Here is a 3,081-nt window from a genome sequence, read left to right on the forward strand (position 1 = left end):
CGGTGGGGGGAGCAGGGGTTTCTCCCGCCCCCCGGGGAGGGGGGGGCGGCCCCCGCCGGCGTGCCGATCGCGGTGAAGGAGGCGGTACTGCCGTTCAACCGGTTCCGCCGCGAGGACGGCACCGGCGTCGACACCCTGCTGAGCCCGGAGATGAAGTCGACCGGTGAGGTCATGGGGATCGACTCCGACTTCGGTAAGGCGTTCGCCAAGTCGCAGTCCGCAGCCTACGGTTCGCTGCCCACCTCGGGCGCGATCTTCGTGTCGGTGGCCAACAAGGACAAGCGGGCGCTGATCTTTCCGGTCAAGCATCTCGCCGACCTCGGATTCACCATCCTGGCCACCGAGGGCACCGCGGATGTGTTGCGCCGCAACGGAATCACCTGCACCACCGTCCGCAAGCATTTCGAGGCGGTCGAGGGTGAGCAGGACATCGTCGAGAAGATCAAGGCCGGCGAGGTCGCGATGGTGATCAACACCCCTTACGGCAACTCGGGACCGCGCGTCGACGGATACGAGATCCGCAGCGCCGCAGTCTCAAAGAGCATTCCGTGCATCACCACGGTGCAGGGTGCCAGTGCGGCGGTCCAGGGCATCGAGGCAGCCATCAACGGTGCGATGGGTGTCGAATCGATCCAGAGCAGACACGGAGCGCTTATCGATGCACGGTGAGACCGTCACTCGGACAACAGATTCGGCATCAATCGGTTTCGGCGCGAGGTATCTCGATGCGGTCGCCCGGCGTGGACGGTTCTGCGCCGGGATCGACCCGCACGCCGCGCTGCTGACCGAGTGGGGACTGACCGTCGACGCCGACGGTCTGTCCCGCTTCGCCGACATCTGCATCGAGGCGCTCGGTCCGGTGGCGGCGGTGATCAAACCGCAGGTCGCGTTCTTCGAGCCGTTCGGTGCGGCTGGTTTCGCCGTACTCGAACGGGTCATCGCGGGTTGTCGTGAGCGGGGGGCCCTGGTGCTCGCCGACGCCAAGCGCGGCGACATCGGCTCCACGATGGCCGCGTACAGCACCGCCTGGCTCGACGACTCGTCGCAGCTGTGCGCCGACGCGGTGACCATCTCGCCGTACCTCGGATTCGAATCGTTGCGGCCGGCCGTCGACCTCGCACACGTCTCTGGCAGGGGAGTGTTCGTCCTGGCCCGCACCTCCAACCCCGAGGGTGGTCAGGTGCAGACGGCGCACGTGCCCGACGGCCGGACCGTCGCCCAGGCGATCGTCGACGACGCCGCCGCCGAGAACGCGAACGGCGCCGCGACCGTCGGCCTGGTGGTCGGCGCTACCCGCTCACACGGTCTCGACCTGTCCGCGCTGAACGGGCCGATCCTGTCCCCGGGTCTCGGAGCCCAGGGCGCGACCGCCGCCGACATCCCGGAGGTGTTCTCCGGAGCCGACACCTGCTGGTTGCTGCCCGCCAGCTCGCGCGGGCTTCTCGGCAAGGGGCCCGATGTCGCGGCGCTGCGCGCGGCCTGCGAGTCCGTCCGCGACGATATCGAGGCGGCTCTGCGACCCGCTGACTGACCAGTCTACGTCCTGTCACAGCCCCGCGGTCCTGTCGTGCCGTGGGGCTGTCCGCGTCGGGCATGTGCGGTGCCGAGAGCTCGGGCCGACTGACGCGTTCCGTGTGGCGACACGCGCAAACGGCGATTCAGATGCGGCGATTTCGGCCCGTTGTCACTCGCGTCACTTCCGACACATCGCCACGGTTTCAGGCTGAGGTCCGTACCGCCTCCTGAAGCCTGCGAAAGAGCTCTGACCTGCGGTGTTCCTGAGCGCGGGCGACAACGGGCCGACACGGACGACGACAGCCGGCCGAGCCGGTCCGACATGGGGCCGAACGTCCCTACATCATCGAGTTCCTGGGGTTTTGTGGGGGTGGCACTCGCAAATGCCAGCTCACGTGGGTACGGTCGCATTCGCCGCACCAAATGGCGAGACCCGCAGGTCAGGTAACGATCTCGGGTCCCGCATCGGGCGACCGCGATCACCACAGCCCGCACAGCGGGGTGACGGTGACAGTCCACACGAAGACACGAAAGACGGAGGAACCCGTGGCCCTTCCCCAGTTGACCCCCGAGCAGCGCGCTGCCGCGTTGGAGAAGGCTGCTGCCGCCCGCAAGGCCCGCGCCGAGCTCAAGGAGCGTCTCAAGCGCGGCGGCACCGACCTGCAGCAGGTGCTCAAGGACGCCGAGACCGACGAGATCCTCGGCAAGATGAAGGTCTCGGCGCTGCTCGAAGCTCTGCCGAAGGTCGGCAAGGTCAAGGCGCAGGAGATCATGACCGAACTGGAGATCGCTCCGACCCGTCGCCTGCGCGGCCTCGGCGATCGTCAGCGCAAGGCTCTGCTGGAGAGGTTCAGCTCCTGAGCGCTGCAAGCAGCACCGACCGCCCGAGGGGCCGACTGATCGTATTGGTCGGCCCCTCGGCCGTCGGCAAGTCCACGGTGGTCCGCCGGGTCCGTGAACTGCTGCCGGACCTGTTCTTCAGCGTGTCGGCCACCACCCGCGATCCGCGGCCCGGCGAGGTCGACGGCCGCGACTATCGATTTGTCACCCGCGACGAGTTCGACCGCATGATCGCCGAGGACCAACTCCTGGAATGGGCCGACATCCATGGCGGCCTGCAACGCTCGGGAACCCCGGCGCAGCCCGTCGAGGAACGTCTGGCGGCCGGTGAACCGGTGCTGGTGGAGGTCGACCTCACCGGCGCCCGCAATATCGTTGCGCGGCTACCGGAGGCCACCACCGTCTTCATCGCCCCGCCGAGCTGGGACGTCCTGGTGCAGCGACTGACCGGTCGCGGCACCGAGACCCCGGAGGCCGTGGAGCGACGCCTCACCACCGCCCGCACCGAGATGGACGCAGTCGACGAGTTCGAGCACGTCCTGGTGAACACCGAAGTCGACCAGGTGGCCGAACGGTTGGTATCCTTACTGGTCGGATCCCGACAGACCCATCAATCGCAGGAGAATGCGTGAGCACCCAGACAGATTTCGAACTGACGGCCGTCGAGGATGCGCCCGCGTACGACACCCCGCTGGGCATCACCAACCCGCCCATCGACGAGCTGCT

3 protein-coding genes and 2 pseudogenes are annotated in these 3,081 nt (G+C 67.9%); all 5 read left to right on the top strand.

Going from position 1 to position 3,081, the window contains the following annotated elements; all coding sequences use genetic code 11:
* Window positions 1-669 (top strand): annotated as a pseudogene (carB, locus tag Q0627_RS07105) (carbamoyl phosphate synthase large subunit); the annotation flags it as partial.
* A complete protein-coding gene (gene pyrF, locus Q0627_RS07110; protein ID WP_298808708.1) occupies window positions 659-1,531 on the top strand; it encodes an orotidine-5'-phosphate decarboxylase in 873 nt (290 codons plus the stop codon). The pseudogene carB and the gene pyrF, both read left to right, overlap by 11 nt.
* Window positions 1,532-2,061: 530 nt before the next feature.
* Window positions 2,062-2,376 carry an integration host factor, actinobacterial type gene (gene mihF / locus Q0627_RS07115; RefSeq protein WP_005181260.1) on the top strand — a complete coding sequence of 105 codons (315 nt, stop codon included), beginning with the start codon at window positions 2,062-2,064 and terminating at the stop codon, window positions 2,374-2,376.
* Window positions 2,373-2,987, top strand: a complete 615-nt coding sequence (gene gmk, locus Q0627_RS07120) for a guanylate kinase (protein ID WP_291015991.1) — start codon at window positions 2,373-2,375, stop codon at window positions 2,985-2,987. The genes mihF and gmk overlap by 4 nt, the downstream gene beginning before the upstream one ends.
* Window positions 2,984-3,081 (top strand): annotated as a pseudogene (locus Q0627_RS07125) (DNA-directed RNA polymerase subunit omega); the annotation flags it as partial. The gene gmk and the pseudogene Q0627_RS07125, both read left to right, overlap by 4 nt.

It is taken from the genome of uncultured Gordonia sp., from assembly GCF_937858515.1.
Taxonomy (GTDB): domain Bacteria; phylum Actinomycetota; class Actinomycetes; order Mycobacteriales; family Mycobacteriaceae; genus Gordonia.